General features: G+C 72.1%; 20 protein-coding genes. 12 read left to right on the forward strand and 8 right to left on the reverse strand.

Annotated features, from left to right (window positions below; translation table 11 throughout):
• The first annotated feature begins 141 nt into the window (after nt 1-141).
• Together ACQPZF_RS19060 and ACQPZF_RS19065 are read left to right on the forward strand one after the other, a co-directional pair.
• Entirely contained in the window at nt 142-570 is a 429-nt protein-coding gene (locus ACQPZF_RS19060) for a heme-binding protein (RefSeq protein ID WP_433273437.1), read from the forward strand.
• Nucleotides 571-717: 147 nt separating this feature from the next.
• Nucleotides 718-1,953, forward strand: a complete 1,236-nt coding sequence (locus ACQPZF_RS19065) for an MFS transporter (protein ID WP_433273439.1) — start codon at nt 718-720, stop codon at nt 1,951-1,953.
• Nucleotides 1,954-2,169: 216 nt separating this feature from the next.
• Here ACQPZF_RS19065 and ACQPZF_RS19070 read toward each other — a convergent pair whose 3' ends face one another.
• A complete protein-coding gene (locus tag ACQPZF_RS19070; RefSeq protein WP_433273441.1) occupies nt 2,170-2,955 on the reverse strand; it encodes an SDR family oxidoreductase in 786 nt (261 codons plus the stop codon).
• 195 nt (nt 2,956-3,150) lie between these two features.
• Here ACQPZF_RS19070 and ACQPZF_RS19075 point away from each other — a divergent pair, with 195 nt between their 5' ends.
• Complete coding sequence (locus tag ACQPZF_RS19075; protein ID WP_433273443.1) at nt 3,151-3,744, forward strand: TetR/AcrR family transcriptional regulator; 594 nt, start codon at nt 3,151-3,153, stop codon at nt 3,742-3,744.
• On the opposite strand, the gene ACQPZF_RS19080 is transcribed toward ACQPZF_RS19075, so the two are convergent.
• The 5 genes from ACQPZF_RS19080 to ACQPZF_RS19100 form a co-directional block, all read right to left on the reverse strand.
• A complete protein-coding gene (locus ACQPZF_RS19080; RefSeq protein ID WP_433273445.1) occupies nt 3,741-5,438 on the reverse strand; it encodes an FAD-binding protein in 1,698 nt (565 codons plus the stop codon). The genes ACQPZF_RS19075 and ACQPZF_RS19080 overlap by 4 nt on opposite strands.
• A gap of 220 nt (nt 5,439-5,658) precedes the next feature.
• Nucleotides 5,659-6,099 (reverse strand): nuclear transport factor 2 family protein, encoded by a 441-nt coding sequence (locus ACQPZF_RS19085; RefSeq protein WP_433273447.1) that lies wholly within the window; start codon nt 6,097-6,099, stop codon nt 5,659-5,661.
• 91 nt (nt 6,100-6,190) lie between these two features.
• Nucleotides 6,191-6,883, reverse strand: a complete 693-nt coding sequence (locus ACQPZF_RS19090; RefSeq protein WP_433273449.1) for an EthD family reductase — start codon at nt 6,881-6,883, stop codon at nt 6,191-6,193.
• 17 nt (nt 6,884-6,900) lie between these two features.
• Nucleotides 6,901-7,209 (reverse strand): muconolactone Delta-isomerase family protein, encoded by a 309-nt coding sequence (locus ACQPZF_RS19095; RefSeq protein ID WP_433273451.1) that lies wholly within the window; start codon nt 7,207-7,209, stop codon nt 6,901-6,903.
• A 2-nt stretch (nt 7,210-7,211) separates the two neighbouring features.
• Nucleotides 7,212-8,666, reverse strand: a complete 1,455-nt coding sequence (locus ACQPZF_RS19100; RefSeq protein ID WP_433273453.1) for an ankyrin repeat domain-containing protein — start codon at nt 8,664-8,666, stop codon at nt 7,212-7,214.
• A gap of 295 nt (nt 8,667-8,961) precedes the next feature.
• On the opposite strand from ACQPZF_RS19100, the gene mdlC reads away from it, so the two are divergent.
• From mdlC to ACQPZF_RS19140, 8 genes are all read left to right on the forward strand, one after another.
• Entirely contained in the window at nt 8,962-10,614 is a 1,653-nt protein-coding gene (gene mdlC, locus ACQPZF_RS19105; protein WP_433274615.1) for a benzoylformate decarboxylase, read from the forward strand.
• A gap of 26 nt (nt 10,615-10,640) precedes the next feature.
• Entirely contained in the window at nt 10,641-11,030 is a 390-nt protein-coding gene (locus ACQPZF_RS19110; RefSeq protein WP_433273455.1) for a cupin domain-containing protein, read from the forward strand.
• Between the two features lie 84 nt (nt 11,031-11,114).
• Nucleotides 11,115-11,978, forward strand: coding sequence for a helix-turn-helix transcriptional regulator (locus tag ACQPZF_RS19115; protein WP_433273457.1), 864 nt, complete (start codon nt 11,115-11,117; stop codon nt 11,976-11,978).
• An 862-nt stretch (nt 11,979-12,840) separates the two neighbouring features.
• The gene (locus tag ACQPZF_RS19120; RefSeq protein WP_433273459.1) at nt 12,841-14,013 is read left to right on the forward strand and encodes an IS701 family transposase; all 1,173 of its coding nucleotides are present in this window, start codon (nt 12,841-12,843) and stop codon (nt 14,011-14,013) included.
• Between the two features lie 123 nt (nt 14,014-14,136).
• A complete protein-coding gene (locus ACQPZF_RS19125) occupies nt 14,137-14,742 on the forward strand; it encodes a TetR/AcrR family transcriptional regulator (RefSeq protein ID WP_433273461.1) in 606 nt (201 codons plus the stop codon).
• A 184-nt stretch (nt 14,743-14,926) separates the two neighbouring features.
• Entirely contained in the window at nt 14,927-15,835 is a 909-nt protein-coding gene (locus tag ACQPZF_RS19130) for a LysR family transcriptional regulator (RefSeq protein ID WP_433273463.1), read from the forward strand.
• A 132-nt stretch (nt 15,836-15,967) separates the two neighbouring features.
• Nucleotides 15,968-19,207, forward strand: a complete 3,240-nt coding sequence (gene icmF / locus ACQPZF_RS19135) for a fused isobutyryl-CoA mutase/GTPase IcmF (RefSeq protein WP_433273464.1) — start codon at nt 15,968-15,970, stop codon at nt 19,205-19,207.
• A 160-nt stretch (nt 19,208-19,367) separates the two neighbouring features.
• The gene (locus ACQPZF_RS19140) at nt 19,368-20,558 is read left to right on the forward strand and encodes a tetratricopeptide repeat protein (protein WP_433273466.1); all 1,191 of its coding nucleotides are present in this window, start codon (nt 19,368-19,370) and stop codon (nt 20,556-20,558) included.
• Nucleotides 20,559-20,580: 22 nt separating this feature from the next.
• Here the strand turns inward: ACQPZF_RS19140 and ACQPZF_RS19145 are convergent, their stop codons facing one another.
• On the reverse strand, nt 20,581-22,590 hold the full coding sequence (locus ACQPZF_RS19145) for a hypothetical protein (protein ID WP_433273468.1): 2,010 nt from the start codon (nt 22,588-22,590) through the stop codon (nt 20,581-20,583).
• A 359-nt stretch (nt 22,591-22,949) separates the two neighbouring features.
• Nucleotides 22,950-23,357, reverse strand: a complete 408-nt coding sequence (locus tag ACQPZF_RS19150) for a hypothetical protein (protein ID WP_433273470.1) — start codon at nt 23,355-23,357, stop codon at nt 22,950-22,952.
• Nucleotides 23,358-23,461: 104 nt separating this feature from the next.
• On the opposite strand from ACQPZF_RS19150, the gene ACQPZF_RS19155 reads away from it, so the two are divergent.
• Complete coding sequence (locus ACQPZF_RS19155) at nt 23,462-25,504, forward strand: DNA gyrase/topoisomerase IV subunit B (RefSeq protein WP_433273472.1); 2,043 nt, start codon at nt 23,462-23,464, stop codon at nt 25,502-25,504.
• The last annotated feature ends 10 nt before the right edge of the window (nt 25,505-25,514 follow it).

Here is a 25,514-nt window from a genome sequence, read left to right on the forward strand (position 1 = left end):
CGAGCGCTGTACTACGTTACGCAGATGATAGGGATGGTTCCCTTACGGCAGTACGGTGGCTCCGGACGACGCAACCTGTCAGTCCGGCGCGCGCGTGGTCCGCGGTTCGGCGTGCCGGCGATCGAGGCTCAGGAGCGAACAGTGAGTACTGCACCGACGATCTCCACCCGGGACGCCCGCCGCCTGGTCGACGCCGCGCTGGCGCGCGCCGAGCAGTTGGGCGTCCAGGTCGGCGTCGTGGTCGTGGACCAGGGCGGCAACGTCAAGGCGCTGGCCCGGATGGACGGCGCGTCCTTCCTCCAGACGCCGCTGGCCACGGGCAAGGCGGTCACGGCCGCCGGGTTCGGCCTGCCCACCGACGCGCTGGGGCAGTTCCTGTCGGGCAACCCGGTCCTGCTGGCCGGCCTGTCCACCCAGCCGGGGGTCGCGGTGATCCCCGGCGGCGTCCCGATCGTGGTCGACGGCGTGGTCGTCGGCGGCGTCGGGGTGGCCGGCGGGCAGGGCGGCGAGGACGGGCCCATCGCCGACGCGGGCCTCGCGGCCCTCGCCGGCGAGACGGTCGGTGGCTGAGCGCGGGACCTGACGGCGACCTCGCCGCCGATCGACGCGATAACGGTCGTTCCGGTCCGGGAGGGTCCGCGGACCCTCCCGGACCGGGCGGCCGGCACGGCTGACCGGATCGAGGATCGACAAACCACATAGCTGAGGAAGGTGCACATGAGTACGACCCTGCGATCAGGGCTTGGCCGGACCAGGAGCAACTGGGCGATGGTCGCCCTGTTCCTGGGCGCGTTCGTGGTCGGGACCGCGGAACTCGTCGTCGTCGGCGTGCTGAACATCATCGTCAAGGAGATGGAGGTGTCCATCAGCACGGCGGGCACCCTCGTGACCGCCTACTCGTTAGGCATCTCCATCGGCGGGCCGCTGCTCACCGCGCTCACCATCAAGTTCGGCCGCCGCTTCCTGCTGTGGCTGTCCTTCCTGGCCTACGTGCTGGGCAACGTGGCCGCCGCGTTCGCGGTCAACTTCGGCATGCTGGTCACCGCCCGGATCATCACCGGCGCGCTGCACGGGCTGTTCATGGGCGTGGCGTTCGCGGTGGCCGCCGCGCTGGTCCCGCCGGACCGCATGGGCCGGGCGATCGCCGTGGTGTTCGGCGGCTTCGCGGTGTCGACCGCGCTGGGCCTGCCGCTGGGCAACCTCATCGGCCAGGGCTTCGGGTGGCAGGCCGCGTTCGTCGCGGTGATCGTCCTCGGGGTGATCGCCCTCGTCGCCGCGCTCGCGTTCATCCCGCAGGTGCCGAACACCGGCACCGGCGGCGTCGGGGCCCAGGCGAAGCACGCCTTCGCGCCCAGGGTGCTGGCGGTGCTCGCGGTCGGGTTCCTGCTGCTGGGCGGGCAGTACGCCGCCCTGACCTACATCACGCCGTTCCTGGAGCAGGTCACCGGCATCTCGGGCTCGTTGATCAGCGCGTTCCTGTTCGCCTACGGCATCGCGAACGCCATCGGCACGTTCGGCGGCGGCTGGGCCGCGGACCGCAACGCCAGCCGGACCCTGGTGATCGCCAACGTCGTGCTGATCGGCGCCTTGCTGCTGCTGTGGCTGGCCGGTGACGCGCCGGTGGCGGTGGCCGCCGCCCTGTTCGTCTGGGGTGTGGTCGGGTTCGGGCTGGTGCCCTCGCTCCAGCACCGGGTGGTGACGTTGGCCGGGCCCGGACGGGACCTGGCGGCCACCCTGCCCCAGTCCGCGGTCACGGCGGGCATCGCGATCGGCGCCCTGGTCGGCGGCTGGGCGGTGGCGGCCGGCGGGCCGGACGCCGCGGTCGTCACCGGGCTGATCGCGTTCGCCATCGCCCTTCCCGGGGCCTGGGCGATCTCGCTGCTCAAGGTGCCCACCTTCGAGGAGCCGACCGCGGGCCCCGCGGCTCCCTCCACCGTGCCGGCGTCGAACTAACGCCCCGTCCGCCGGCCGATCGGCCCGGTCGCCTATCCCCCCAGGCGACCGGGCCTTTTCTCGTGCCCGTGGGCGGGGAGTCGTGGGCAGGAGTCGTGGGCACGGAGTCGTTGGGCGGGAGTCGTTGGGCGGGAGTCGTGGGCATGGAGTCGTGGGCACGGAAAGGCACGCCCGGACGGGGTTTCCCGTCCGGGCGTGCCGTTTCCCGCCCGTCGTCTAGACCTCGGGGAGGGCGCCGCCGTCGATGACGTAGGCCGCGCCGACGATGCGCGAGGCCCGGTCGGAGGCCAGGAACGTCACCAGTTCCGCCACGTCCTCCGGGCGGCCGGGGCCGCCCAGCGGGATGGCCTCACCGGCGATCAGCATGTCCTTGGCCTCGTCGAAGGTCATCCCCGTGGCGGCGGCGATGGTCGACATCACGGCTTCCGAGCTGGGCGTGATGGTCAGGCCCGGCAGGACGCTGTTGACCCGCACGCCCTTCGGCGCGACCTCGGTGGCCAAACCCTTGGCGTAGTTGGCCATGGCCGCCTTCGCCGAGGTGTAGGGCAGCAGCGGCGCGATCGGGCGGCGGGCCGCGTTCGAGCCGATCTGGACGATCGCGCCGGAGCCCTGCTTGACCATGTGCGGGATCAGGACCCGGTCCAGGCGGACGGCGGCGAGGAAGTTCAGGTTCAGCTCGCTCACCCAGACCTCGTCCGGGATGGCCGTGGGGCCCTCCAGGTTCGGCAGGGCGCCGCCGCCGGCGTTGTTCACCACGACGTCGATCCCGCCGAGCGCGTCGAGCACCCGCTCCGCCAGCGCCTCCGCGCCCGCCTGCGTGCTCAGATCGGCGGTGATCACCCGCACGCCGTCGGGCAGGTCGGAGACGGTGTTGCGCGCGGACGCGACGACGGTCGCGCCCTCCTCGACGAACCTGCGGACCACGGCGGCGCCGATGCCCTTGGTGCCGCCCGTGACGAGGGCCCGCTTGCCTTGCAGCAGGCCGACGTTGTTCGAAGACATCCCTTTCACCCTTCTACCGAACCGCTGGTTGATCTTTCTGGGAAGCGGACCGGGAGGTGGCCCCCGGCCGCTGTTTCCGGCTCCGGTGCGGCACCCGCCGCAGGTGGTCCCGAGACGACACTACCGTTGAAAGGGAACCATCCCTATCGTTGAGGTGACGTAGTACAGTCAAGGTCGACGGAGCAAAGGGGTGCCATGACCCGAACCGCGGCCGAAACTCGTGAGCACATCCTGCGGATCACCCACGACCTCTTCTACTGGCACGGCATCCGGGCCACCGGGGTGGACAAGGTCGCCGCCGAGGCCGGGGTGGCCCCCACGACGCTGTACCGGCTGTTCTCCTCCAAGGACGACCTGGTCGCCGCGTACGTCGACCGGGTGGACCGGCAGACCCGGGAGTGGATCGTCCAGGCCACCTCGGCCGACGGGCGCAGCGCGTACGACCGCATCCTGGGGCTGTTCGACGCGGTCGCCCGGCACGTCGAGCAGGACTGCCGGGGCTGTGCGTTCATGATGGCGCTGGCCGAGTTCCCCGACCCCGGGCTGCCGGCGCACCGCAACGCGGTGGCCGCGAAGACCTGGGTCCGCGCGAAGCTCACCGAGTTGGCCGCGGAACTGTCCGCCGACGCCGACATCGGCGACCCGGCCGCCCTCGCCGACCAGCTCGCGCTGGTCATCGAAGGGGTGCACGCCTCGGCGCAGGCGCTGGGCGTGCACGGCCCGGCCAAGCAGGGCCGGCACCTCGCCGAGCGCATCCTCGTCGCCTGCACCGCCGGTGTCCGGACCTAGTACCGGATGACCTGGTAGCGGCCGGACGAGACGGTCTGCACGTCCACCGCGGCCAGGAACTCCTGGGTCTCCGGCGCGCCGAAGAACGCGCCGATGGTCGCGTCCGCGTCCTCGACACTGGCCCAGTGGACGACGATCAGGTACTCGCCGTCCTCGCCGCGCGAACTCTCCCGCGACACGAAGCCCGGCCGCACCTCCATGTACTCCCGCTGCATCTTCAGGTTGCGCTGCTGGAAGTCGGCGTCGGTGACGCCGGGGCGCAGCCTGAACCGGATCGTCTCGACGGTGGCGGTCATCTCGGTGGCCTTCCGGGTGGTGGCGGCGTGGGCCGCGGGGTCGATGCGGGGTACCGCGGTGAACACACCGTCGGCGTCGTAGCGGCGCTTGAGCGCCACCAGGCGGTCGGCGTTGGGGCCGAACCCCTGGAGGACCCGGTCCTCCTCGTCGGGGCCGAGGAAGTTCGGGTAGCCGCCGGGCAGCGCGTGCGGGGCGAGCTTCTCCGACAGCGATCGCGCCCACTGCCGGTGCGCCGTGCCGTCCTGGGCGGCGTCCCACTGGGCGGCGATCTCCACCAGGACGTGCTCCTGCCGCAGCGCGAACGCCGACTCGGCGACCGGCACGCGGGTCGCCGCCCCGTGGAAGTGGTGCAGGAACATCGCCGAGAACGGCGACGTCATCTCCGCCATGCCCGCCACGACCACCGAGATGACGTCGTCGGACATCTCCGGCACCCAGCGGGTGCGCATCTCGACGTGCCGACCGTCCACTATGGAGTCGCGGAACATGCCGTGCAGCTCGGGGAACGTCAACTGGCGCACCCGGGACACGATCGGCGTGCCGAGGGACTCCAGGCGGGCGACGTGGCGCTGCCCGCCGCCCAGCGGGCCGACCCAGGTGGGGAGCAGGAACAGCAGGGGAGTGCCGTCCGGGCCGCCGAAGAAGCCGGACATCACGGTCAGCTCGTCGGGCGACTCGGCGAGCAGCTCGCGGTAGCCGCGCAGCACGGTGGCCGCTTCGGCGAGGGTGAACAGGATCAGCCCGGACGCGAGGGACGGCGGCTCGTGCACCCGGTAGCGCAGGTTGGTCACGACGCCGAAGTTGCCGCCGCCGCCCCGCAGCGCCCAGTAGAGGTCCGGGTTCTCCGCGGCGCTCGCGATGACCCGTTCGCCGTCGGCCAGCACGACGCGCGCGCTGATCAGGTTGTCCGCCGCGAGCCCGTGCTTGCCGAGGAACAGGCCGTAGCCGCCGCCGAGGGTCAGACCGGTGATGCCGACCGCCTCCACGGTGCCGGTCACCGGCGCCAGCCCGAACCGGCCGGCTGCCGCCGCCACGTCGCCCGACGTCGCGCCGCCCTGCACGTCGGCGGTGCCGAGCACCGGGTCGACGCTCACCCGGCGCAGCCCGCGCAGGTCGACGACCAGGCCGCCCTCGCGCACCGCCCGGCCGCCCCAGTCGTGCCCGCCGCCGCGCACCGAGACGGGCAGGTCGTGCGCACGGGCGACGCGGACGGCGTTCTGCACGTCGTGCTCGTCGGCGGCGCGCACGATCGCCGCCGGGCGGTGGTCCACCGCGCCGTTCCAGACCCGGCGCGCGCTGTCGTAGTGCTCGTCCGCCGGCACGAGCACGCTGCCGCGCAACGACCTCCGCAGGTCGCGCGCGGCGGCGAGCACGTGCTCGGGAGTCGAGGAAGTCATGGTTCGCTCCTGAACTCGCTGTGTGGTGGGGATTCGCGCGAGGCCGACGTCGGCCGCGCGGTGGTGAACCCCGATGGTGGGGACCACGCACGGCCGAACGCTTCGGCTGCGCGGTGGTGACCACGGATGGTGGGGACCGCGCGCGGCCGAACTTCTCGGCTGCGCGGTGGTGAACCCGGTGTCCGGGCGTGGCCGAACTCCTCGGCCGCGCCGGTGGACCTCAGTGGTAGGTGATCCGGGCCAGGCCGAAGTCCTCGGCCGCGACGATCGGGTCGAAGTACTCGTGGTACTCGTAGATCAGGCCCGCGTCGGTGAACTTGAAGATCGACAGGTAGTGGTTGCGGTACCGCTTGCCGGTCTTGAGCAGGCAGTCGCCGTCGAACCGGGCCACCACCGTGTCGCCGTCGGCCCACGCGTCCACCAGCGGGAACGCCCAGCTCTCGAACGCGTCGGGGGTGCCCTTCCACCGGCTGTAGACGGCGGTCACCCCGACGATGTGGGCGGGGAACATCCTGGTGCCGTACGGGTAGAACTGGTCGGCGCCCTCGGCCCACAACTCGATCCACGCGTCGATGTCCTTCTCCTCCAGCAAGCGGAGGAACCGGCGCACGGTCTCGACGTTGCGGCGCCGGGCGTCCGGCGGCTGCGACCTCGCGGCCATCTCGTCAACTCCTGTGGGTGGCGGGTCCGAGGGGTGGCCCGGCGGCCGGACGTCGGGCCGCCGGGCCACCTGTGCGGGCCCTGGGCTGCGATCACCGCGCCTCGGGGCCGATGATCCAGTGCTCGCGGGTGACCAGCCGGTGCACGTAACGGGGGTTGACGAACGCCTCGAAGTCCTCGGTGAGCTGCTTGTACTCCGGGGACTCCAGCGCGTCGCGCAGCGCCTCCACGTCGTCGAACCAGAGCTGGTAGGCGGCGTCCAGGGTGGGTTCGCCGATGCCGTACCAGCCGTCGACGGTGTGGCCCTGGAGGTACCGGCGCAAACCCGGCAGCTTCAGGCCCAGCTCGCCGTGCTGGTGCAGGCTGTAGGCGCGGAAGTCCTCCAGGGACACGCCTTCCTTGCGCTTGACCAGGATGATCAGCTTGACCCACGGCTGTCCCTTGTAGAGCGCGGGACCGGACTTCAGCTCGTGCGCGTCGGTGTCCAGCACGAGGGTCTGCCAGAACGCGGCCCAGTTCGGCTCGTCCAGCCGGGCGCCCTGGAGGAACTCGTCGGTCTGCAGCGAGGCGATCTGCTCCTCGGGGTTCAGCCAGATCTCGGCGACGCCCTGCCACTTCGGGTCGTCGTGGCCGAGGTCGAAGTCGAACGTGGTGTCGATCAGGTACTTGCGGATCTGGGGGATCTTGCTCGCGTACCGGACCGCGTGCACGTTCACCCAGTAGTCCTGGAACTCCTGCACCGTCATGCCCGGCCTGGGCGCGGCGAAGATCAACTGGTGGATCATGGGTCGACTCCCGGGGCTCAGACTCGGTAGCGCTTGATGACGTCTTCGGCGAAGCCGAGGTAATCGCGCAGCGGCCACACCTCCTCGAACTCCAGGTACTCGCGCATCGGCAGCCGGCCGAGCGCGGTGCGGTCGAGCTCCTCGGCGCTGGGCGCGTCGATGATGCCGATGACGCGCTTCTGCGCGGCCACCTTCCACAGACCGACCGCGAACCCGGAGTCGAGCGTCTCCTGGGCGTGCTCCGCCTCTTCCTGCTCGATCTCCCACAGCTCGTCCAGTGAGATGCGGCCCTCGTGGTTCCACCGCATCTGGACGTAGAACAGCATGGTCAGCTCCTTCGGTCGGTCTTCGAGCGGATCAGCTCGGTCAGGGGGTGGCCCGCGCCGAACTCGTCCACCGCGAGGTCCAGCGGCACCTTGCCGTCGTGGGCGACGACGTCCAGCCGCGCGCCCGCGTCGACGACGATCCGGGAGCACTCCTCGTAGCCGTGCCACAGGGCGTCGTGCAGCGGGGTGTAGCCGTTGGTGGCGCCCTGGAAGTCCAGGTCGACGCCGGGCCAGCCGGCGATCAGCCGGGTCAGGTCGACGTGTCCGTTGTAGACGGCCTTGTGCAGCGGCACCGCGCCGAACGTGGGCTCCGTGGCGTTGACGTCCGCACCCGCCTCCAGCAGCAGCCGCGCGATCTCGGTGTGCCCGTCGCGCGAGGCGACCAGCAGCGGGGTGTGGGCGTCGTTGAAGCCGTTGACGATCGGGGACCTCTCGTCCACCGGTGCGCCGTCGCCGAGCAGCTTGCGCACGCCCTCCACGTCGCCCTGGGCCACCGCGGCCATCAGTAGCTGGTCGGCGGCCCGGCGCTCGTCGGACGCCCGGCGCTGCTGGATGTGCTGGTGCGCCAGGAGGATCTTGTCCTTGCCCAGGGTGTTGACGTTCAGCTCGTACTCGAAGTGCTGCTGCAACGAGAACCCGTAGTGCGTGCTCAGGTTCAGACCCGCGCCGCGGTCGAGCAGGTACTTGGCGATCTCCGGGTTCTTGAACCACACGGCGTCCATCACCGGCGTGTGGCCGGTGTTCGGCGTGACGGCGTCGATGAACGCGCCCGCCTCCACCAGCGCCTCCACCACGGCCAACTCGCCACCCTGGCACGCCTTGTGCAGCGCGGTCGCGCCGCCGCCGCTGTCCACCGCGTGCACGTCCGCGCCGGCCGCGATCAGGAACCTGGTGAGCGGGGCGTCCGCCCGGCCGGCGGCGATCAGCAGCGGCGTGAGGCCGCTGTCGGGATCGCGGTGGTTCACGTCCGCGCCGTGCCGCAGCAACTGCGCCACGGTCTCCCGGTCGCCGGACCAGCACGCCGCGATCAGCCGTTCCTCGCGGTCGGCGTTGAACGCGGCGATCTCGCCGTTCGGGTCGAAGTACACCTTCCAGGCCACGATCCGGCCGTTGTCGTCGACGACGAGCTTGTGCACGTCCTCGATCTCGAACTCCCGGCCGGTGCGGGTGTGCGCGGCGCGGGTGTAGACGACCGCGTACGCGGTGTCTCCCTCCGCCCGCAGGTCGCGCAGCGCGTAGTCGAGAACCTCGGTGGTCTCGCCGCGCACCGCGAACGCCCGACGCACGGCGGGCAGGCCGGTGTGGCGGCCGAGATAGGGGATGACTTCGTTCCACCGGTCCACCGGCAGTTCGAAGTCGATGGTGTGGGACAGCGCCGACAGCGCCGAATCCAGCTCACCCCGCGCCAGGTCGGTGAAGTACTCCTCCACCACCCGGCGGGTACGCTCACTGCTCATCGCGCATCCTCTGCTTGTTTTCTCCGCTGGTCGCCCCGGCCGGGCCTCGAAAATCACGAAGTGAGCGATCGGTGGGGCCTTCGAAGTGGCCGGGCGCCGATTCAGTAGTTCACGGGCCACGCCTTGCGACAAGGCGCGAACCAGGCCCGGAGCGGACTGCGTGACGTCCTCCGGGCCAGCTCACGAAGTGCCGTCAGGCAATTCGCTCCGCCTTGTCGGTGACCACTCGCGGTCGGCAGCATTGCGCTGGATCTGGTGAATTCGCACCGCAACCCAGCGTAGGAGTGTGTTGACCGTGACCGCGGACGGCATCAATTCCCGAACTGTCCGGGATGACACCCTGGACGTATTCCGGCAGCTCGGCATGACGACTGTCTTCAGCAATCCGAGCCATACCGAGATGAAGCTGTTCGAGGCATGGCCGGATGATTTCCGCTTCATCCTGGGCCTCCAGGAGGCGACCGTCGTCGGCATGGCCGACGGCTACGCCCAGGCCACCGGCAAGCCCGCGCTGGTGATCATCAACGGCGGTCCGGGCGTGGGCAACGCGATGGGTTCCATCTACACCGCGGCGAGCGCCCACACCCCGATGGTCGTCCTCGGCGGCCTCCAGGCCCGCAAGCTCCAGCTCGGCGCGCCGTTCCTGGACGCGCCCGAGGCCACCTCGCTGCCCCGGCCCTATGTCAAGTGGTCGGCCGAGGCCGCCCGCCCGCAGGACGTGCCCGCGCTGATCGAGAAGGCCTACCACATCGCGAAGCAGGCCCCGGCCGGTCCGGTCTACATCGGCGTGCCCGAGGACGACTGGGTGCGGCCCGCCGCGAGCAGGCCCCACCGGGTGCGCACCGTGGAGAGCGCGGTCGTGCCCGACCCCGCCGTGCTGGCCACCGTCGCCGAGGCGCTGAACTCGGCCGAGCGCCCCGCGATCGTCGCGGGCCCCGGCGTGGAGATCGGCGGCGCGCGGCGCGACCTGGTCAAGCTCGCCGAGCGGCTCAACGCCCGCGTCTACGGCAGCCCGGTGTGGCCGCGCGGCAGCTTCCCGGAGAACCACCCGCTGTTCGGCGGCGTGCTGCCGCCCATGCCCGAGCTGATCAACCAGCGGCTCGAAGGGCACGACGTGGTGATCGTCCTGGGCAGCCCCACCTTCACCCTGTTCACCACGCTGGACCTGTTCTCCAACGCGCCCGCGCCGCTGGACGGCAGCGACGCGCCCGCGCTGCCCGAGGGCACGGCGTTCTACCACGTGACCGACGACCCGGAGGCCGCCGCCTGGTCGATGGCGGGCACGGCGTTCGTCTCCCCGCCCGCGCGGTTCGTGCGCGACCTGGTGCCGCTGCTGCCGCAGCGCCGGCGGGTGCCGCTGCCCGCGCTGAACGAGCCGATCCCGGCGCCGCAGCCGTCCGAGCCGCTGAGCCAGGCGTACCTGTTCCACCTGCTGTCCCAGGAACTGCCCGCCGACGCTCAGCTTTTCGAGGAGCTGCCCATCGCCCGCGCGGACTTCCACGAGCAGATCCCGCTCGGCCCGGACAACGGCTACTTCGCCACGGCGAGCGGCGCGCTCGGCTTCCCGTTCGCGGGCGCCGTGGGCTACGCGGTCGCCCGCCCCGACCAGCGCACGGTCGTGGTGATGGGCGAGGGCTCCGCGCAGTACACACTGCACGCGCTGTGGACCGCCGCGCAGCACAACCTGCCGGTCACGTTCGTCATCCCCAACAACTCCGGCTACCTGTCGCTGAAGTACTACCTGGACGACACCAGCCAGCAGGCCTGGCAGGTCGGCTGGGACCTCAGCGGCGTGGACATGGCGCAGCTCGCCCGCGGCTTCGGCTGCCGCGCCGAGCGCATCGAGTCCCCGGAGCACCTGCGCGCCTCGCTCAAGGACGCGCTCACCGCCGACGGGCCCGTCCTGCTGGACGTCGTCGTGGACGACCCCGGCCTGTTCCGGCTCTGACGGCACACGAGGAAGGAGCACGGCTCATGGAGGTCGTGAAGAGGAGCGAACTGCCCACCATCCGGATGGAGGGCCAGATCGCGGCCTACATCTTCGACGGGCGGTCCAACGGGGACCTGACCTCGTCGGCGTTCATCGTGGACGTCCCGGCGGGCAAGGGCCCCGGCCGGCACACCCACCCCTACGACGAGATCTTCATCATCGTCGAGGGCACGGTCCGGCTGGAGGCCGACGGCGAGGTGGTGGAGGCGACGCCGGAGGAGATCTGCGTGGTGCGCGCGGGCGTCCCGCACGCGTTCACCAACGTCGGGCCCGGTCGCGCCCGGATGGTCAACGTGCACGCCGCCGCCGACGTCAGGACCGACTTCGTGGAGGAGGGGCCGGCCGACCCGTCCTACCGGTACAACGTGCGCTAGTCCGCCCGATCCCCAGCCCCCGTGGCAGGACGCGGTTCCCCGGTGGGACCGCGCCCTGCCACGGGTTCCTGCTTTGGAGCCGTGATGAACACCGGCAGCACCAACAGGTCCGAGCTGGCGCGCTTCCTGCGCAGCCGGCGGGAACGGCTCGACCCGGCCCACGCCGGTTTCCCCACCAGCGCCCGCCGCCGCTCGCGGGGGCTGCGCCGCGAGGAGGTGGCGGTCCTCGCGGGCCTGAGCCCCACCTGGTACGCCTACCTGGAGCAGGGCCGGGACATCCACCCGTCGCCCGAGGTGCTGGACAGCCTGGCGCGGGCGCTGCTGCTCACCGAGGACGAGCGCCGGTACGTGCACACGCTCGCGTTCGGCCAGGTGATCCGCCCCGCGCCGCTGCCCGGCGAGCCGGCCGCCGACGAGCTGGCCCGGCGGTTGGTCGCGCTGGCCGGGGACAGCGCCTACCCGGTGTACGCGGTGGACCAGCGCGGCGACCTGCTGGCGTGGAACAGCGCCGCCGCGGAGTGGTACGACGACTGGGACCTGCTGCCCGCCGGCGACCGCAACATCGTGCACTGGTTCCTGGTCTGCCCGTGCGCGCGGACGCGGCTGGTGGGCTGGGAGCGCGCCGCGCGGGACCTGGTGGCCTGGTGGCGGGCGGAGAGCGCCCACTGGCCGGACGACGAGGCGCTGCGGCGGCGGGTGGGGCGGCTGGCCGCGCTCAGCGACCGGTTCGCCCGGTGGTGGGACGAACGGGACGTGCTGGCGCTCCGGTCCCGCGTCCGCGTCTTCCGCCACCCGCAGGGTGTGCGGGCGCTGCTGGTGGCGCCGGTGCGGCCGGCGGAGTTCAGCCCCATCCGGATCGTCTATCACCTGCCGGTGGGCCCGTCCGATCCGGTGGCCGGGCGGACCGATCCGGAGAATGCGCCGACCGATGCCCATCGGGATTGCTGATGGGTCGATCATCGAAGCCTGGGCCGTCCTCACCGGGTAATGCCCGCGTCACGTGCCCTCGGTACCGTCGAAATGAGATCCGACGGCGGATCCGATTGGCCAAGGGAGTGCGAATGTCCGGAGAGCCGGTCGGCGGGCCGATTGCTTCACCCGTCCGCACCCCGCACTCCGTGCAGTCCACGCACGGTGATCGTTGTGATTCGGGTCACCGGCGGTGTCGCGGTTCCGCCCGATCCGCCGCCGCCGCGGTCATCCCGCCGGCGCCGGCCCGGCCGCGCCGCCTCGCCCTGCCCGTCGGCCCGAATTCCCTGGTGGGTGCTGGTCCGCCCGGCAGCCAGAGCTGACTTCCACCCCATTGCGCGATAAGCGGCGAGCCCGCTTGTCGATGTCGGCGTGCCATTTTCCGTGATGTTCCGGCGGTATTGCCGACGATTTTCCGATGGCCCGGTCGACGGTATTCCGGCCGTGTTCGTGCTGGTACTGCCGATACCAGTAAAACTCGGGACTGGACAGCCCGCCATTGGACTTGAAAGTCTGTGATCACACCTGGGCGCCGTGGTGTCCGGGTGGCGTCGAAGGAACTGGGGACAGGATATGGACGGGATCGTGGCCGTCAGCGCGTGAGGACGCTCGGGACGGAGCGTGTGCACCGCGCCGGCCACTGATCCGGCGGACCGCGGGGTCCGTTGTGCTCGCGAGATCGAACGATGGTTTGTCGTCAATGTGCACGATGCTGCCCGGGTACTGCGCCCAGCGCATTCGTGTCGGTGTCAAGCCCGCTTGGAGGCGGTTGACTTGCGATTATCCAGGAGACTGGAGGGGGATTGTGGGTACGCGTGACGCAGTTCAACTGGGGGTTGAAATGACGGACGTGTCTGCGTTGGACGATTACTGCAATGAGCTGTTCGCGTCCCTTGGCCGTTCGGACCAGCGGCGATGGGGCGAGGTCTACCTGCGCGGCCTGCTCACCGTGCCGGGCCGGAAGTCGATCCGGCGCATTTCCGAACTGGTCGTCGGGCGCGACGCCGACCAGTCGTTGCAGCAGTTCGTGAACCAGAGCCCGTGGGAGTGGGCCCCGGTGCGCCGCGGCCTGGCCGAGCAGGTCGGCCGGGTGCTGCGCCCACGGGCCTGGGTGGTGCGGGAAGTGGTGTTCCCGAAGAACGGCGACAGCTCGGTCGGCGTGGCGCGGCAGTACGCGCCCACCGCCGGGCGGATGCTCAACTGCCAGCGCGCGATGGGCGTCTTCCTCGCCGGCGAGCACGCGAGTAGCGCCGTCAACTGGCGGCTGGTGCTGCCCCGCGCCTGGGACGACGCGGACGACCTCCGCGCGAAGACCAGGGTGCCCGAGCACGAGCGGTCGAAGCCGGCCTGGCAGTACGTGCTCGACTCGTTCGACGAGATGATCGGCGACTGGGGTTTGCGCCCGGCGCCGGTGGTCGTCGACGCGAGCAGTGATCCCGGGGTGTTCCCGCTGCTCAGCGGATTGGACGAGCGTCGGCTGCCCTACCTGGCACAGGTGTCGCCCGCCACCCCGGCGCTACCGGTCAACCTCGTCGGCGACACCCGCCGCCCCCGCACCGTCGGCCAGTTGGCAGCCGCCGCCGCCCAACGCGGCCGGACCACGCTGTCCTGGCGCGACGGGCGGACCGGCGCATCGGTCGGCTCCGAGTTCGTGGTGGCCGCGATGCCCGGCCAGCCCGTGGCGGGCGACGTGCGGCACGGCCACCCGCACCCGCGGGCCCGGCACATCGTGGCCGAGTGGCCGACCGGGGCGGCCCGGCCCCGCGCGGTCTGGCTGACCAACCTCGGCGCGGCCGGGCTCCGCGAGACGGTCGGGCTGCTCCGCGCCCGCGCGCGGGTCGAGGTCGACGTCAACCGGCTCACCGAGGAGTTCGGTCTCCGGCACTTCGAAGGGCGCTCGTTCCAGGGGTGGCACCACCACGCGACCCTGGCGTCCGCCGCGCACGGCTACCGGCTGCTGTGCGAGGCGGGAGGGGAGGCCCTCGCCGAGGAGCGGCTGCGGCCCCACGCGTAGCGGGCCGGGCGGGCGGATCAACGGCGCTCCGCCCGTCCCGGACCGGCACGCCCGACGGCACGCCCCGGCGTCCGACGTAAACTCCCCCGGTCGGGGTGCCCGTCGGAGCAGGAAGGGGTTCTCATGCGTCGCAAAGCCGCCGAAACCCGCGAGCACGTGCTCCGGGTCGCCCACGAGCTGTTCTACTGGAACGGCATCCGGGCGATCGGCGTGGACCGCGTGGCGGCCGAGGCCGGGGTCGGCCCGACGACCCTCTACCGGGTGTTCGAGTCCAAGGACGACCTGGTCGCGGCCTACGTGAAGCGGGCGGACGAGCACTACCGCCAGTGGCTCACCGAGGCCACCCGCGCGGACGGACGGCACCCGCGCGACCGGATCCTCGCCGCGTTCGACGCGCTGGCCGTGCAGGTGCGGCCGGAGAACTGCCGGGGCTGTCCTTTCCTGATGGCGCTGGCGGAGTTCCCGGACCAGAACGTGCCGGCGCACCGCGCGGCGGTGGCCACCAAGGCGTGGGTGCGGGCGCGGTTCGGCGAGCTGGTGGACGACCTGGCCGAGGTCGTCCGGGTCGACCAGCCCGTGGCGCTGGCCGACCAGTTGGCGCTGGTCATGGAGGGCGTGTACGCGTCCGTGCAGGCGTTGGGCGATCAGGGACCGGCGAAGCAGGCTCGTGCGCTGGTGGAGCTGCTGCTGCCGGCGGTGGACCGGGCAGTGGTCGGCGCGAAGGGTTGAGGGCCGGCCGGGCGGGTGCCGGTTCGGGACGTGGTCGGCGCGGCGGGTCGAGGCACGGCAGGCCGGGCGAGCATGGTGACGGCGCGTCGTCGCCGGGTCTCTCCGGGTAATGCCGAACCTCATGAGTCACATCGTGGAGCACGTTGTGCCCCGCGTCCAAGACTCGCTGTTATAACCATCGGTTGTGGACGTTCACGTACGGGAGTTGCGCTACTTCGTCGCGGTGGCCGAGGAACTCAGCTTCACCCGCGCGGCGAGGGACCGGCTGTTCGTCTCGCAGCCCGCGCTGAGCAAGCAGATCCGCCACCTGGAGCTCTCCCTGCGCGTCACGCTGCTCGACCGCGACCGGCGGGTGGTCTCGCTGACCCCGGCGGGCCGGGCGCTGCTGCCCAGGGCCCGGCAGATCGTGGAGCAGTGGGACGAGGCCCGGCAGGAGGTCGCCGACGCCCGCACCACCGGCCGGTCGACCCTGACGGTGGGTTTCCAGACCCGCATCGGCCGCGGCCTGATCCCCACCGTGACCGCGCGACTCGACGAAGTGCTGCCGGGCTGGGGACTCCGGTTCCGGCAGGTGTCGTGGAGCGACCCGGCGGTCGGGCTGGGCTCGCCGGACGTGGACGTCGCCATCGCGTGGCTGCCCGTGCCGGACAGCCAGGGCCTGTCGTGCCGGGTGGTCAGCACCGAGGACCGCTGGGTGGCACTGCCCGCCCGGCACCGGCTCGCGGCGCGTGCGGCGGTGCCGTTCGAGGACCTGGCGGACGAGCCGTTCATCGCCCTGCCGCCGTCCGCGGGCTCCCGGCGGGATTTCTGGCTGGCCACCGACCAGCGCCGCACGCCGCCCCGGATCGCGGCCGAGGTCGACACGGCGGACGAGACGTTCGAGGCCGTGTCGTCGGGGCTGGGGATCGTGCTGCTGTCGGCCGGTAACGTGGCGGTCTACCAGCGCGAAGACGTGGTCTGCCGCCCGGTGTCGGGACTGCCGCCGAGCCATCTCGCGGTGGTGTGGCGCACCGGTGACGACCGCGCGGCGCTGCGGGCGTTCGTCGACGCGTGCCCGCAGCCGCTGTGCGGGGCCGGGTGGCCCGTGCCCTGAGCGCCCGGCTCGTTGTGGCTGGTCAGGGACGCCGCCGGCGGTGGTGACCAGCCGCACAGGTCCCTACTACTTCCGATAGATGGATGTCCTAGTAATCTGAGGCGTGAGTTCCGCGCTGCCGAAGGAGCCGTCGTGACCGCCGCCAGCCCGCTGCACACCCCTCAGCACCCGGTCCGCTTCGTGACCGCGGCCAGCCTGTTCGACGGCCACGACGCGGCGATCAACATCATGCGCCGCATCCTCCAGGCCCAGGGCGCGGAGGTGATCCACCTCGGGCACAACCGGTCCGTGCGGGAGGTCGTCGCGGCGGCCGTGCAGGAGGACGTGCAGGGCATCGCCATCAGCGCCTACCAGGGCGGCCACGTCGAGTACTTCAGCTACCTGGTCGAGCTGCTCGCCGAGCGCGGCGCGGAGCACATCAAGGTCTTCGGCGGCGGTGGCGGCGTCATCGTGCCCGAGGAGATCGAGCTGCTGCACTCGCGCGGCGTGGCGCGGATCTTCTCCCCGGCCGACGGGCAGGAGCTGGGCCTCGCCCGGATGATCAACACCATGGTCGAGGCCTGCGATTACGACCTGTCGGCGTCCGTGCCGCCGTCCTGGGACGGGCTGTTCGCCGGCTCGGAGGACGTGCTGGCCCGTGCCATCACGCTGATCGAGGCCGGGAAGCTGTCCGACGACCTGCGCGACCGGCTGACCGGGGCCGCCCGGCCGGTGCCCGTGCTCGTCGGCATCACCGGCACCGGCGGCTCCGGCAAGTCGTCGCTGACCGACGAGCTGGTCCGCCGCTTCCGGCTGGACCAGGAGGACAAGCTCCGCGTCGCCGTGCTGGCCATCGACCCGACCCGCCGGCGTGGCGGCGGCGCGCTGCTCGGCGACCGCATCCGGATGAACTGCCTCGACGGCGACCGGGTGTTCTTCCGCTCGCTGGCCACCCGCCGCGCGGGCAGCGAGGTGCCGGACGGCCTGGCGGACGCGATCCTCGCGTGCAAGGCGGCCGGGTTCGACCTGGTGGTCGTGGAGACGCCCGGCATCGGGCAGGGCGACGCGGCGATCGTGCCGTTCGTGGACTTCTCGCTGTACGTGATGACGCCGGAGTTCGGCGCCGCGTCCCAGCTTGAGAAGATCGACATGCTGGACTTCGCGGACGCGGTGGCGATCAACAAGTTCGAGCGCCGCGGCGCGGAGGACGCCCGCCGCGACGTGGCCCGCCAGCTCGTGCGCAACCGGGAGGCGTTCGGCGTCTCGTGGGAGGACATGCCGGTCTTCGGCACCAGCGCGGCGACGTTCAACGACGACGGGGTGACGGCGCTGTACCAGCACCTGCGCGGCGAACTCGCGCAGCGCGGGCTGGAGGTGTCGCCGGGCGCGCTGCTCCCGGTGCCCGGCAAGGTCTCCACGTCCGCGTCGACGGTCGTGCCCGCGACCAAGGCCCGGTACCTGGCGGAGATCGCGGAGACCGTGCGCGGCTACCACCGGGCGACCGAGACCCACGTGGACGCCGTGCGCCGGGCCGCGCACCTGCGGGCCGCGCGGGACGAGCTGGCCGCCGCCGGGCACGACACGGCGGCGATCGCGGAGCTGCTGGCGTCGGCGGAGCAGCACGTCGACGGGCTGTCGGCGGAGTTGCTGGCCGCCTGGCCCCGGATCGTGCAGGACTACACCGGCGACGAACTCGTGGTCCGCGTGCGGGACAAGGAGATCCACACCCGGCTGACGCGGGAGACGTTGTCCGGCAACAAGGTCCCGCGCGTGTCGCTGCCCCGGTTCGACGACGAGGGGACGCTGCTGCGGTTCCTGCGCAAGGAGCACCTGCCCGGCCACTTCCCTTACACCGCGGGCGTCTTCCCGTTCAAGCGGGACGGCGAGGACCCGGCCCGGATGTTCGCCGGCGAAGGTGACGCGTTCCGCACGAACCGCCGCTTCAAGTACCTGTCCCAGGGCTCGGAGGCGACCCGCCTGTCCACCGCGTTCGACTCGGTCACGCTCTACGGCCGCGACCCCGACACCCCGCCGGACGTGTACGGCAAGATCGGCACGTCCGGCGTGTCCATCGCGACCCTGGACGACATGAAGGCCCTGTACGACGGGTTCGACCTGACCTCGCCCACCACGTCGGTGTCGATGACCATCAACGGCCCCGCGCCGACCATCCTGGCGTTCTTCCTCAACACGGTGATCGACCAGAAGCTGGACGCCTTCCGCGCGGAGGAAGGGCGCGATCCCACCGAAGCCGAGGCGCAGGAGCTGACGGCGTGGGCGCTGGCGAACGTGCGCGGCACGGTGCAGGCCGACATCCTCAAGGAGGACCAGGGCCAGAACACCTGCATCTTCTCCACCGAGTTCTCGCTGCGGATGATGGCCGACATCCAGGAGTGGTTCATCCAGCGGAAGGTGCGCAACTTCTACTCGGTGTCGATCTCCGGCTACCACATCGCGGAGGCCGGGGCGAACCCCATCAGCCAGCTCGCGTTCACGCTGGCCAACGGGTTCACCTACGTCGAGTCGTACCTGGCGCGCGGGATGGACGTGGACGACTTCGCGCCCAACCTGTCGTTCTTCTTCTCCAACGGCATGGACGCCGAGTACAGCGTGATCGGCCGGGTGGCGCGGCGGATCTGGGCGGTCGCGATGCGCGAGCGCTACGGCGCCAACGACCGCTCGCAGAAGTTCAAGTACCACGTGCAGACCTCGGGCCGGTCGCTGCACGCGCAGGAGATGGACTTCAACGACATCCGCACCACGCTGCAGGCGCTGTGCGCGCTCTACGACAACTGCAACTCCCTGCACACCAACGCCTACGACGAGGCGATCACCACGCCGACCGAGTCCTCGGTGCGCCGGGCGATGGCCATCCAACTGATCATCAACAAGGAGTGGGGCCTGTCGGCGAACGAGAACCCGTTGCAGGGCTCGTTCGTCATCGACGAGCTGACCGATCTGGTCGAGGAAGCCGTGCTGCTGGAGTTCGACCGGCTGTCCGAGCGCGGCGGGGTGCTGGGCGCGATGGAGACCGGCTACCAGCGGGGCCGCATCCAGGACGAGTCGATGCTCTACGAGCAGCGCAAGCACGACGGCTCGCTGCCGCTGATCGGCGTGAACACGTTCCTGCCGGACAACGGCGAACGCGAGCACGTGACGATCGAACTGGCGCGGGCGACCGAGGACGAGAAGCGGTCGCAGGTGGAGCGGACGCGGGCGTTCGCGGCGTCGCACGCGTCGGCCGCCGAGCCCGCGCTGCGCCGGCTGAAGGAGGCCGCGCAGTCCGGCGAGAACGTGTTCGCGGTGCTCATGGACGCGGCGCGGGTGTGCACGCTGGGCCAGGTGACGGAAGCGTTCTTCGAGGTCGGCGGCCAGTACCGGCGCAACGTCTGACCTCTTCGCGACGGCGGGGGCCTTTCCGGTCGGGGGAGGCCCTTGTCGGACTCTACGAGCGCGTCCACCGTCGTACGATGCATCGGCTCCGGGCCGGAACGGTGTCCCCCTCCGGCACGGCCGCGGCCATCATGGAAGCGGAACCGGAAGGAGCCGCGCCATGCCGCCGAACTACCAGCCCGACCCCGGACCACGGGCGCTCGCGCGGCGGCTGGGCGCGCTGGCGGTGGCCGGGGTGCCGGTGCGGTGCGGGGTCTGGCTGGGGCTGCGGGAACCCGGCGCCGGGTCGTCCCGCCTCGCCGAGGTCACGCACACCATCGCGCGGCACTTCGCGGACGGCGACGTGGCGGCGTTGCCGCGGTTCAACACCAACCCGTCCCCGGCGACGAGGGTGTTCACGGCGGCCAGCCACGGCCGGGTCGACGCCCTGGGGCCCGACATGGCCGCGTTCCCCGACGACCTGGCCTCGCCGCTGTGGTGGCGGGTGCTCGACCGCGTCCGCGCGGAGCTGACCACCGCCGACCGGGTCGTCGCCGCGGACCTGTTGCTGCGCCTGGGATACCAGCGGCACGCGGCCGACGTGCTGGGGATGGCCGACTTCCGCGGGTTCACCCCGGAACTGGCGGTCCGGCAGCTCGCCGTGCTGTTCTGGTCGCGGCCGTCCGCCGCCGAAGTCGAACAGCTCGCCCTGGACGGGGCCCGGGACACCCGGCTCCCACCCGCCGCCCGGCACGCGCTGGCGCTGTTCGTCCTGGTCCGCAACGGCAGGCGCGGCACCGACACGGCGGCGTTGCACGAGGCCGCCGCGCTGGCCGGGCGGACCGCGCCGGACGAGCCGCTGCCACGCCAGGCGCACTACCGGGCGCTGGCGTTCGTCCCGTTCCTCCGCGGCGATCGGGCCGCCACCTGGCACCTGCTCGACCGCGCGCTGGACAGCCAGCGCGCCGCCCGGCCCCGCACCGCGCTGGAGCGGCTGGCCTGGGAGGACTACGCCTACCCGCTGCACGAGACCATCGCCCGGACCCACCTCAGGTCCGGTGCGCCGGACAAGGCCGTCGACGCGACCGGCGAACTGGTCGCGCTCAGCCCGAACGACGCCCGCACGTGGGCGATCCGGGGTGACGCGCTGCTCGCCGCCGACCGGCTCGACGAGGCCGTGCACGCCTTCGACGCGGGTGTGGCGCTGGGCGGGCTGCCCGCCGCACGGGCCGCGTTCTACCGGGGCTGGGCACTGACCCGCCTCGGCCGCAGCGCGGAGGCCGCCGAGTCCTACCGGCTGTCGTGGCGGATCGACCCGACCGTGCCCGCCGCGGCACGCGCGTCAGGCGTTGGCCCGGACGTGGTTGCGTAGGGCGACGCCGGTCGTGTGCGTGTCAGACGTTGGCACGGGCGAGGTTGCGTAGGGCGACGGCCGCGCGTTCCAGGCTGCCCAGGACACCGGGCGGCAGCTCGTGGTGGCGGCCGACGACCTCCTGGAGCATCACCTGCATCGGCGCGGACTCCTCCGGCTCGGCGACCGCGAGCACCTTGAACGACGTCCCCGGCGCGAACACCACCCGCTCCTGGAGCAGGCTGCCGAACGAGTCGACCACCTGCACCTGACGCCCGGTCACCGACCAGATCAGGAACTCGACCCGCCCGTCCACCGGCATCGTCGGGCCGGCCACCGTGCTCAGCAGGCCGTGCTCCACCAGCAGGTCGCCGGTGCGGAACCGCCGCGCCTCGCCCCAGCACACCGTCACGCCCTGGTGCGCCGGCAGCCGCCGCAGGCCGGAGACGACCGCCGCCGCGTACGGCCACAGCCTGCCCAGCCGACCCGAGCGCATCGCCTCCACCAGCGCTTCCTCGTCCTGCTGGAAGCACGCCGACACCGCCGCCAGGTCCGTCACGACGGCCTCGAACGCCTCCGGGTCCTCCGGGCGCACCTCGATGTGCCGGCACGCCACCGCCGCGTGCTCGCCGTACCGCTCGCCGAGCATCCGGCGCAGCGCGTCCCGCTCCTGCTCGGTGCTGCGGTGGTCCGGCGGCACGACCTCGTCGCCCGTCTGCTCACCCCAGACCGGCGCGGGCGAGGTCGGCAGCGGGCCGTCGACGCTGATCGGCACCGGGTTGTCGGCGGTCGGCGGCGCGGGCTCCTCCTGCGCCACCGGGGGCCGGGGGAGCGGCGTCGGATCGCAGAAGACCACCTTGAGCAGCCGGCGCACCTCCGGCTCCAGGCGCTCCACCAGCGACGCGCCCGCCACCGCCACCGCGCCCGCCGTCGTCTTGCCGGGCGAGCCGACGGTCAGCCGCGCCCACTCCGGATCCACCGGCAAGGCACGCACCTCCGGCCCGTTGTCCTCGGCGTCACGCACCCACAGCCCGGACGGCACCACCTCCAGCACCACCCCGCCGCCGAGGTCGAACACGCCGGGGCCACGCTCCACCAGCCCCGGCACCGGCACCCGGTAGCCCGAGACGGCCGGGACGCCGCCGGGCGTGTAGCCGACCTCGGTCACGTACGGCCGCCAGGTCTGCTGGCCACGCGGGTTGACCGCGACCACCGCCGCGCCATTGCGCAGCGACCCCACCGGCAGGCCGGTGTACAGCGCGATCGGCTCGCCGAGCTGGTCGGCCACCGCCTGCCCCTGGTGCTCGCCGCCGTACCAGACCAGCCGGACCCGCGACCGGGCCGCCGACGACAGCCCGCCGAGCAGCCGGCACACCTCGTCGGTCGGGATCGGCGGCTGGCCGGGCCCGCCGACCACCACGGTCAGCACGTTGTCCCGGCACGGCAGCCCGACCACCGGCCGCGCGTCCGGCGCGGCCGGGTCGAACGGAACGCGCTGCGCACGCAGCCACAACCCGGCCGGGATGGGCTCGGAGACGCCGACCTCACCGGTCGGCCACGGCGAGTTGGGGTCCACGGCCTCCCACTGCGGCACCGGGAAGCGCCGCCCCATCGGCATCGGCGACCCACCGGGCAGGAACCGCAGCCAACTCCCGTACCCGCCGTTGCCGACCACGAACGCCGCGCCCGGCACCGTGGTCACCGCGCCGTCGGCGGCGACCACCTCGGCCTGTAACTGCTCGGTCAGCCACTGCGCGGGCGCGGTGGGCCGCATGGTGCCCGCGTGCGAGGTCATCAGGCGGACCGGCCCGCGGCCCTTGAGCGCCGCCGCGACGGCGGGCCAGAACGCGGCCTCCTCACCGTGCGGGAAGTCCACCACGACCACCGTCCGCCCGCGGTCCACCGGGAGGTTTCTGGCGAGGTTGGTCGCCGCCTGGCCCGGTCCGGCGGGCGGGGCGACGACCAGGGTCGCGCCCGCGAAGGACGCCGAGAACTGGGCCGGGGCCGGCGCGGGCTCGCGCTCGACCACGGGGGGCTCGGCGGGAGCAGTCACCACAGGCTCCTTCGGCACGGCGGCAGCACGTCGGAACATCAAGGCGCCCGATCACCTCCAGGCACGACGGCGCGGATCGCCCGCACTCTACGCGGAACAGGGGTGGGTACGGCCAGGTACGAAAGAGCCGACCTCCGGTTACGCCCACTCCGTGTGGTACCCGCCACCCGCCACCGGCCCGCACGTTTCACGACCGGTTCGCGAATTGCCCGGCGACCTCGCCCGCGATCCGCCCGGCCGCCGGCCCGACAACCCGCTCGCGATATGTCCGACGGCCCTGCCCGCGATTCATTTCGGCAATTGGTCTCGCGACCGGTTCGCGACGCGCGTGGCCATCCGATCGGCCCTCGGCGGCCGGCTCAACGATCCGCAATAGACGGTCGGCCGCGCCGGGAGGCCCGCAGCGAAGCCCCGACGAGAGCCCCGAACGCGAGGTGGTCGGCCCACTGCGGCCCGCGGGGCAGGGCGCGCACCGCCGGCCACCGGCGTCCGACGACCTCCAGGTCCACCACCGCGATCACCGCCCCCGCCACCGCGCCGCCCACCGCGCCCAGCGCCCACCGCCGGTCCACCGCCGCCAGCACGGCCGTCCACCCCGCCGACACGCCCACGTGGGCCAGAACACCCCTCGCCAGGCCCGGCCGCCCCAGCACCGCCCCGGCGGCCCGGGTCGCCGCCAACGCGTCACGGCCGGTCAACAGCGCGTGTACCGTCGAAGGGACGCCGCTGAGAGCGGCGGCCGACAACCAGGTCCGGAACATGCCCATGACGCGATTCTCCGCCGTCTGGGCACAAAACTGTCGGACCCGGAAGTTACTCTCCTCTACCGTGAACCGCTCGACAGACGTCAAGACCTGGGGAGAACGACCCGGTGACCGCTGAAATCCTGTACGGGGCCGACGACCTGACCCACCTGGAAGGTCTGGAAGCGGTTCGCAAGCGCCCCGGCATGTACATCGGGTCCACCGACAGCAGGGGGATCAACCACCTCTTCACGGAGGTGGTCGACAACTCGACCGACGAGGGCGTGGCCGGCCACGCCACCAGGGTCGTGGTGACGCTGCACGCCGACGGCAGCGTCCAGGTCGACGACGACGGCCGCGGCATCCCGACCGGCGTGCACGCCAAGTCCGGGCTGTCCGGCGTCGAACTCGTGCTCACCCGCCTGCACGCGGGCGGCAAGTTCGGCGGGTCCGGGTACAAGACGTCCGGCGGTCTGCACGGCGTCGGCGCGTCGGCGGTCAACGCGCTGTCCCACCGGTTCGACGTGGTGGTGCTGCGCGAGGGCAAGAAGCACGAGATGTCGTTCGCGCACGGCGTCCCCGGCACCTTCGACGGCCCTGGGCCGAAGGCGGCGTTCACCCGCCAGTCCGGCCTCCGCGTCACCGGCCGCACCAAGCGCACCGGCACGTCCATCCGCTACTGGTACGACGCCCGGTACTTCGAGAACAGCGCGAAGCTGGACGTCGAAGCGGTGCGCGCCAAGCTGCGCAACACGGCGTTCCTGGTGCCCGGCGTCACCTACGTCCTGCGGGACGCGACCGAGGGCACGATCGGCGAGGAGACCTTCCACTACCCCGGCGGCCTGTCCGACATGGTCGACTTCCTGGCCCCGGCCAACGAGAAGCCGGTGACCGGCACGCTGCTGATCAACGGCACGGGCGTCTACCACGAGAACGCCGCCGACGAGAACGGCGTCATGCGCTCCAAGGTCGAGCGCCAGGCCGAGGTCGAGATCGCGCTGCGCTGGGGCACCGGCTACGAGCGCACCGTCGAGTGCTTCACCAACACGATCCGCAACGTCCACGGCGGCACCCACCGCCGGGGCTTCGAGCGCGCGATGCTCAAGGCCATGCAGGAGGCCATCGGCCGGTCCCGGGGCCTGCTGAAGCCGAAGGAGGACCCGCCGACCCTGGAGGACGTGCTGGAGGGCATGACGGCCGTGGTGCACGTCCGCATCCCCGAGCCGCAGTTCACGTCCCAGACCAAGGACGAGCTGTCCACCGCCGGCATCACGAAGGTGGCCCTCGGCGTCGTCGAGAAGCACGTGAAGGCGTGGACCGAGGACCGGCGCACCAAGGCCGAGGCGAAGATCGTCCTGCAGAAGATCGTTGACGCCTCCCGCGTCCGCCTGACCCAGAAGCACCAGAAGGACGCCGCCCGCCGCAAGACCGCGCTGGAAGGCGCGGCCATGCCGCCGAAACTGGTCGACTGCCGCTCGACCGGCGTGGCCCGCAGCGAGCTGTTCCTGGTGGAGGGCGACAGCGCCCTCGGCTCGGCCCGGATGGCGCGCGTCTCCGAGTACCAGGCGCTGCTCCCGCTGCGCGGCAAGATCCTCAACGTGCAGAAGGCCAGCCTCGCCGACACCCTGCGCAACGCCGAGATCGCCTCCATCGTGCAGGTCCTCGGCGCGGGCACCGGGCGGACGTTTGACCTCGCCACCATGCGGTACGGCCGGGTCATCCTGATGGCCGACGCGGATGTCGACGGCTCGCACATCCGGACGCTGCTGATCACGCTGTTCGCCAAGTACATGCGGCCGGTGATCGAGGACGGCCGGCTGTACGCCGCGATGCCCCCGCTGCACAAGGTCGTGACGAAGGGCCGCAACCCCGAGACGCACTTCACCTTCACGCAGCGGGAGATGGAGCAGACCGTCACCCGGCTGGAGAAGGCGGGCAAGACGATCGTCAAGCCGGTGCCCCGGTTCAAGGGGCTCGGCGAGATGGACGCGGACGAGCTGTGGGAGACCACGATGAACCCCTCGACCCGTTCCGTCCGCCGCATCACCATGCACGACGCGGAAGCCGCGGAGGCCGCGTTGGAGCTGCTGATGGGGGAGAAGGTGGAGCCGCGCCGGGCGTGGCTCGTCGAGTCGGCCGCACGGGTCGACCAGTCCGCGATCGACGTCTGACGCAGGAGAA

Origin of the sequence: Actinosynnema sp. CS-041913 (genome assembly GCF_050942485.1) — a bacterium.
GTDB lineage: Bacteria > Actinomycetota > Actinomycetes > Mycobacteriales > Pseudonocardiaceae > Actinosynnema.

Coding starts and splice junctions, on each gene's coding strand:
- ACQPZF_RS19065 (WP_433273439.1), top strand. CDS start 718: ATGAGTACGACCCTGCGATCAGGGCTTGGCCGGACCAGGAGCAACTGG.
- ACQPZF_RS19070 (WP_433273441.1), bottom strand. CDS start 2,955: ATGTCTTCGAACAACGTCGGCCTGCTGCAAGGCAAGCGGGCCCTCGTC.
- ACQPZF_RS19075 (WP_433273443.1), top strand. CDS start 3,151: ATGACCCGAACCGCGGCCGAAACTCGTGAGCACATCCTGCGGATCACC.
- ACQPZF_RS19080 (WP_433273445.1), bottom strand. CDS start 5,438: ATGACTTCCTCGACTCCCGAGCACGTGCTCGCCGCCGCGCGCGACCTG.
- ACQPZF_RS19085 (WP_433273447.1), bottom strand. CDS start 6,099: ATGGCCGCGAGGTCGCAGCCGCCGGACGCCCGGCGCCGCAACGTCGAG.
- ACQPZF_RS19090 (WP_433273449.1), bottom strand. CDS start 6,883: ATGATCCACCAGTTGATCTTCGCCGCGCCCAGGCCGGGCATGACGGTG.
- ACQPZF_RS19095 (WP_433273451.1), bottom strand. CDS start 7,209: ATGCTGTTCTACGTCCAGATGCGGTGGAACCACGAGGGCCGCATCTCA.
- ACQPZF_RS19100 (WP_433273453.1), bottom strand. CDS start 8,666: ATGAGCAGTGAGCGTACCCGCCGGGTGGTGGAGGAGTACTTCACCGAC.
- ACQPZF_RS19110 (WP_433273455.1), top strand. CDS start 10,641: ATGGAGGTCGTGAAGAGGAGCGAACTGCCCACCATCCGGATGGAGGGC.
- ACQPZF_RS19115 (WP_433273457.1), top strand. CDS start 11,115: ATGAACACCGGCAGCACCAACAGGTCCGAGCTGGCGCGCTTCCTGCGC.
- ACQPZF_RS19120 (WP_433273459.1), top strand. CDS start 12,841: ATGACGGACGTGTCTGCGTTGGACGATTACTGCAATGAGCTGTTCGCG.
- ACQPZF_RS19125 (WP_433273461.1), top strand. CDS start 14,137: ATGCGTCGCAAAGCCGCCGAAACCCGCGAGCACGTGCTCCGGGTCGCC.
- ACQPZF_RS19140 (WP_433273466.1), top strand. CDS start 19,368: ATGCCGCCGAACTACCAGCCCGACCCCGGACCACGGGCGCTCGCGCGG.
- ACQPZF_RS19150 (WP_433273470.1), bottom strand. CDS start 23,357: ATGGGCATGTTCCGGACCTGGTTGTCGGCCGCCGCTCTCAGCGGCGTC.